Here is a 6,434-nt window from a genome sequence, read left to right on the forward strand (position 1 = left end):
CGTCACAACATCGTCACGAAACGCACGAACAACTCGCTTCGTGTAAATGGCGGAGGCACAGATGGATTACTTCAGACGCTTCACCTTTTTGTTCGCGACACCCGCCTTCGACAACGAGGATCTCGAGGGGGCCAGGTACAAGCAGATTGTCGAGGAGATCGAGCGGTCGGGTTTCGAGGTGGTCCGCGCACGGAGCCTTGAGGACGCGGAAATCGCCGTCCAGACGGACGCGGCCATCGGCTGCATGATGGTTGACTGGGGCAAGAAAGGCATGGAAGGCAAGACCGCCTCCCTCATCAATCTGATGCGCCGACGCGGTCTCGAATTCCCGATCATCCTTCTCATCCGGCGCAAGCGCTTTGAGGACGTACCGGTCGAAGTGCTCGACTTCATCGACGGCTATGTCTTTCTATCCGAAGAGACGCCTGCCTTCATCGCGAAAAACCTCATCAGCCGCCTCAAGCAATATGCCGAGACGATGAAGACGCCTTTCTTTGGCGCGCTGGTGGATTACGCCGAGGAAGGCAACCAGCTTTGGACCTGCCCCGGACACAACGGCGGCGTGTTCTACAGCCGCAGCCCGGTCGGCCGCGTGTTCATGGAGCATCTGGGCGAAGCGGTCTTTCGCGATGATCTTGACAATTCCGTGCTCGATCTTGGCGATCTCCTGACCCATGAAGGGCCGGCGCTCGCCGCCCAGAAGGAAGCCGCCAAGATTTTTGGCGCGGAGAAGACCTACTTCGTCCTTAACGGCACCTCGACTTCCAACAAAGTTGCGCTTTCCGCCCTGGTCACCGATGGCGACCTGGTGCTGTTTGACCGTAACAATCACAAGGCGGCCCATCACGGCGCGCTGATGATCTCCGGCGGCATCCCGGTCTATGTGCCGACGGCCAGAAATGCCCATGGGCTCATTGGCCCCATGGATTTAGGCGCGCTCAATGAGGAGGCGCTGCGCGAACGCATCCGCGCCCACCCGCTGGTCAAGGATCCGGATGCCTGGCAGAAACCGCGCCCGTTTCGGGTGGCAGTGGTGGAACAGTGCACCTATGACGGCACGATCCACAATGCCGAGATGATCCTGAAAGCCATCGGCCATCTGTGCGATTACATCCTGTTCGACGAGGCCTGGGCGGGCTTCATGAAATTTCACCCGCTCTATGCCGGTCGTTTTGCCATGGGCCTTGCCGAACTCGGACCCGAGGCACCGGGTATCATCGCCACGCAATCCACGCACAAGCAGCTTGCGAGCTTTTCGCAGGCATCGCAGATCCACATGAAGGATCGGCACATTACCGGCCAGAAGCGCCGGGTCGAGCACCGACGCTTCAATGAGAGTTTCATGCAGCACGCTTCGACGTCGCCTTTTTATCCGCTCTTCGCATCCCTCGATGTCGGCGCGCAGATGATGAAGGGTCGTTCCGGCGAAGTGCTGTGGGACGATACGATCCGGCTCGGCATCGAGCTTCGCAAGAAAATCCGGGCGGTGCGTAGGGAGTTCGAGGAAAAGGAGCGTCGGCCCGAGCGCCGCTGGTTCTTCGAGCCCTTCGTGCCGGACCGCGTGGCCATGCCGGATGTGGCAAGACCCGGAGCGGTACACGACGTGCCATGGGAGAGCGTCGCCACCGATCAGCTCGCCACCAATCCGGCCTTCTGGCACCTCACCCCGGGGGCTGCATGGCACGGCTTTTCCGATATGGCGCCGGGCTTCGCGATGACCGATCCCAACAAGCTCACGCTGCTCACGCCAGGTTTTGACAGGGCAACGGGCGCATATTCAGAGCACGGCATTCCCGCCCCGATCGTTGCGCAGTACTTGCGCGAGAACCGGATCGTCGCCGAGAAAAACGATCTCAACTCCCTGCTGTTTCTGCTCACGCCCGGCGTCGAGGCAAGCAAAGCGGGCACACTGATCAGCGGCCTCGTCGCATTCAAACGGCTTCATGACGACAACGCGCCTCTGGAAGAGGTCATTCCGGAGTTCTATCGCCGCCGCCCCGCCCGCTACGCGGGGGTGCGATTGCGTGATCTGTGCGGCGAGATGCATCGATTCTTCCGCGACGCCAATGTCAGCGCGCTGCAGGCCAAGCAGTTTTCCGAAGAGCATCTGCCGGATATCGCCCTTTCACCCCACGACGCGGCGCGCTGCCTTGTGCGCAACGACGTGGACTTTCTGCCGATCGACGCCATTGCCGGGCGGATCGCAACGACACCTTTTGTCGTCTATCCGCCGGGGATCGCCACAATCGTGCCGGGCGAGCGACTGACCGAGCGCGCACAGCCAATGATCGACTATCTCAAGATGTTCGAGACCTGCTTCAACACTTTCCCCGGCTTCGACGTCGAGATCCAGGGCCTTTACCGCCAAACCGACGCGTCGGGCCGCATACGACTTCATACCTACGTCGTCGCTGAATAGAATTTTGGAGTTTCGTGACCCCTCATGCGGCAGGATGAAACAATCATCATTCGCCCGTCGCGGGAGAGCGACGTTGATGCCATGCTGGCCATCTATCGCCGGCACATCCGACGCGGCATAGAAGAGGGTGTCGAAGAGGGCGACGCACCACAGCCGGACGACCTTCGCGAGCGGCGGAAGAACCTGAAAAGCCGCCGCTTGCCCCATCTCGTCGCGGTCAAGGAGGGCGTGGTGGTCGGATACGCCTATGTCGTGCTGTTTCGCAAGCGCCCCGCCTACCGTTACACGGTCAAGCACTCGATCTATGTTCACCACGAGCATCTCGGTCAAGGCGTCGGACGTCTGCTCATGCGGGGCCTGATCGACGCCTGCGCCGCAGCCGGCTTTCGCCAGATGATCGGCTACATCGACGCCGATAATGTCGCCTCCCTCACTTTGCACGAACGCTTCAACTTCGTACGCGTCGGCCTGCTTCCGGGTGTCGCCTATCGTTACGGGCGCTGGGCCGATAGCGTCATGGTCCAGCGCTCTCTGGGTCCGGGCTCGACGACGCCGCCACCGCCGCCGCCCCTTTCCACCCGATGAGGGTCGCCCCTGTGCGCGCCGTTCAAACGTCAAAAAGCCCGCTGGATTTCTCCATGCGGGCTTTTTTTGATTTGGTTGCGGGGGCAGGATTTGAACCTGCGGCCTTCAGGTTATGAGCCTGACGAGCTACCGGGCTGCTCCACCCCGCGTCCAGCGCAAATCCCTGTGGGATTTGGCGCGGTAGCGTAAACCGCTTGGCGGTTTATGCTTTTTCCGGTCCGGGTTTTGCGAAGCAAAATCCCGTTGTGTGTTTCGATTTTACCTACGCAAAAAGGCCGCTTGGTGGCGGCCCTTGCGTTTCGGCTTGGCCGAGTTTTGTGTCGAGAAGATTTCCGGATTTTCTTGCGCTTTGCAGACCTGGCAGCGACCTACTCTCCCGCGTCTTAAGACGAAGTACCATCGGCGCTGGGGCGTTTCACGGCCGTGTTCGGAATGGGAACGGGTGCAGCCACCCCGCCAGAACCACCAGGTCGGCAAAGCGCAAGATTTGCGTCTAGCGGACGCAAACCGGATGAGAAGCTGGTGAGTTGGTCGAGCCAACTCGTTTTGTTTTGAACACGTCGCTCATCTGGATGATGAGCATGAGCAATGGGAACGATCAAGCCAATCGAACGATTAGTACTGGTAAGCTTCATGCGTTGCCGCACTTCCACACCCAGCCTATCAACGTGGTCGTCTTCCACGGTTCTCAAGGGAATACTCGTTTTCAGGTTGGTTTCCCGCTTAGATGCCTTCAGCGGTTATCCATTCCATATATAGCTACCCTGCTATGCCCTTGGCAGGACAACAGGTCCACCAGAGATATGTCCATCCCGGTCCTCTCGTACTAGGGACAGATCCTGTCAATATTCCTACACCCACGGCAGATAGGGACCGAACTGTCTCACGACGTTCTGAACCCAGCTCACGTACCGCTTTAATTGGCGAACAGCCAAACCCTTGGGACCTGCTCCAGCCCCAGGATGCGATGAGCCGACATCGAGGTGCCAAACAACCCCGTCGATATGGACTCTTGGGGGTCATCAGCCTGTTATCCCCGGCGTACCTTTTATCCGTTGAGCGATGGCCCTTCCACGCGGGACCACCGGATCACTATGACCGACTTTCGTCTCTGCTCGACTTGTCAGTCTCGCAGTCAGGCGGGCTTATGCCATTGCACTCGACGACCGATTTCCGACCGGTCTGAGCCCACCATCGCGCGCCTCCGTTACTCTTTCGGAGGCGACCGCCCCAGTCAAACTACCCACCATACACTGTCCCGGATCCGGATAACGGACCGCGGTTAGACATCCATGACGATAAGGGTGGTATTTCAAGGATGGCTCCACAAGAACTGGCGTCCCTGCTTCAAAGCCTACCACCTATCCTACACATGCCGACACGAATGCCAGTGTAAAGCTATAGTAAAGGTGCACGGGGTCTTTCCGTCTGACCGCAGGAACCCCGCATCTTCACGGGGAATTCAATTTCACTGAGTCTATGCTGGAGACAGCGGGGAAGTCGTTACGCCATTCGTGCAGGTCGGAACTTACCCGACAAGGAATTTCGCTACCTTAGGACCGTTTTAGTTACGGCCGCCGTTTACTGGGGCTTCGATTCAGAGCTTGCACCCCTCCTCTTAACCTTCCAGCACCGGGCAGGCGTCAGACCCTATACGTCGTCTTGCGACTTCGCAGAGCCCTGTGTTTTTGATAAACAGTCGCTACCCCCTGGTCTGTGCCACCCCAACAGACTTGCGTCCCTTGGGGTCACGCTTCTTCCGAAGTTACGCGTGCAATTTGCCGAGTTCCTTCAGCATAGTTCTCTCAAGCGCCTTGGTATACTCTACCTGACCACCTGTGTCGGTTTCGGGTACGGTCTATACGGTGGAGCTATTTCCTGGAACCGCGTCCCCGCCCACACAATCCAATAAGTGTGAACAAGTTAAGCGATCCGTCACTACCACCAGGCCCACGAATATTAACGTGGTTCCCATCGACTACGCGTGTCCGCCTCGTCTTAGGGGCCGGCTAACCCTGCTCAGATTAACTTTAAGCAGGAACCCTTGGTCTTTCGGCGAGAGGGTCTCTCACCCTCTTTATCGTTACTCATGTCAACATTCGCACTTCCGATACCTCCAGGACCCCTCACGGGTATCCCTTCACAGGCTTACGGAACGCTCCGCTACCACACGTCTTGCGACGTATCCTCAGCTTCGGTGCATGGCTTTAGCCCCGTTACATTTTCGGCGCAAAGACCCTTATTTAGACCAGTGAGCTGTTACGCTTTCTTTAAATGATGGCTGCTTCTAAGCCAACATCCTGGTTGTTTTGGGATCCTCACATCCTTTCCCACTTAGCCATGACTTGGGGACCTTAGCTGGAGGTCAGGGTTGTTGCCCTTTTCACGACGGACGTTAGCACCCGCCGTGTGTCTGCCGACTAGTACTCCTCGGTATTCGGAGTTTGGTTAGGATCAGTAAGACGGTGAGTCCCCATAGCCCATCCAGTGCTCTACCCCCGAGGGTATTCGGTCGACGCACTACCTAAATAGTTTTCGCGGAGAACCAGCTATTTCCGAGTTTGATTGGCCTTTCACCCCTAACCACAAGTCATCCCAATCTATTGCAACAGATGCGGGTTCGGTCCTCCAGTTGGTGTTACCCAACCTTCAACCTGCTCATGGCTAGATCACTCGGTTTCGGGTCTAATGCGACGAACTGAACGCCCTGTTCAGACTCGCTTTCGCTGCGCCTTCACCTATCGGCTTAAGCTTGCTCGTCACACTAAGTCGTTGACCCATTATACAAAAGGTACGCTGTCACCCTTGCGGGCTCCAACTGTTTGTAGGCATCCGGTTTCAGGTTCTATTTCACTCCCCTTGTCGGGGTGCTTTTCACCTTTCCCTCACGGTACTTGTTCGCTATCGGTCATGCACGAGTACTTAGGCTTGGAGAGTGGTCTCCCCATGTTCAGACAGGATTTCACGTGTCCCGCCTTACTCAAGGACAATGAGTGTTCTACGTGTAAGGGGCTATCACCCTCTACGGCCGACCTTTCCATGTCGTTCCACTTTATTCCTCATTGCCACTGGCCTGGTCCGCGTTCGCTCGCCACTACTTGCGGAGTCTCGGTTGATGTCCTTTCCTGCAGGTACTTAGATGTTTCAGTTCCCTGCGTTCGCTTCTTACCCCTATGTATTCAGGATAAGATACCTTTAAACAATGCTTGGAAACCTAAGCCGTACTTGCGCACGACTTAAATTTTCCAAGCATTTAAGGTGGGTTCCCCCATTCGGAGATCCATGGATCAAAGCTTATTCGCAGCTCCCCACGGCTTATCGCAGCGTATCACGTCCTTCATCGCCTGTGCATGCCAAGGCATCCACCAAATGCCCTTTTGACACTTGATCGTTCTCATTGCCAATGCTCATCCTTAGCCGCCATCCCGAA

The 6,434-nt window shown here is 57.2% G+C and carries 2 protein-coding genes, 1 tRNA gene and 2 rRNA genes; 2 read left to right on the plus strand and 3 right to left on the minus strand.

The window, feature by feature from the left end:
• Positions 1–61 precede the first annotated feature (61 nt).
• Both OVA00_RS38245 and OVA00_RS38250 read left to right on the plus strand, forming a co-directional pair.
• Positions 62–2,419 carry an Orn/Lys/Arg decarboxylase N-terminal domain-containing protein gene (locus OVA00_RS38245; protein ID WP_268090998.1) on the plus strand — a complete coding sequence of 786 codons (2,358 nt, stop codon included), beginning with the start codon at positions 62–64 and terminating at the stop codon, positions 2,417–2,419.
• Positions 2,420–2,443: 24 nt separating this feature from the next.
• Positions 2,444–3,004 (plus strand): GNAT family N-acetyltransferase, encoded by a 561-nt coding sequence (locus OVA00_RS38250; protein WP_268090999.1) that lies wholly within the window; start codon positions 2,444–2,446, stop codon positions 3,002–3,004.
• Positions 3,005–3,076: 72 nt separating this feature from the next.
• Here the strand turns inward: OVA00_RS38250 and OVA00_RS38255 are convergent.
• From OVA00_RS38255 to OVA00_RS38265, 3 genes are all read right to left on the minus strand, one after another.
• Positions 3,077–3,153: transfer RNA gene (locus tag OVA00_RS38255), tRNA-Met, on the minus strand.
• A 206-nt stretch (positions 3,154–3,359) separates the two neighbouring features.
• Positions 3,360–3,474, minus strand: a 5S ribosomal RNA gene (gene rrf / locus OVA00_RS38260).
• Positions 3,475–3,598: 124 nt separating this feature from the next.
• Positions 3,599–6,394 (minus strand): 23S ribosomal RNA (locus OVA00_RS38265).
• Positions 6,395–6,434: the final 40 nt, after the last annotated feature.

The organism is Ensifer sp. SL37, assembly GCF_026672675.1.
GTDB classification, from domain to species: Bacteria; Pseudomonadota; Alphaproteobacteria; order Rhizobiales; family Rhizobiaceae; genus Ensifer; species Ensifer adhaerens.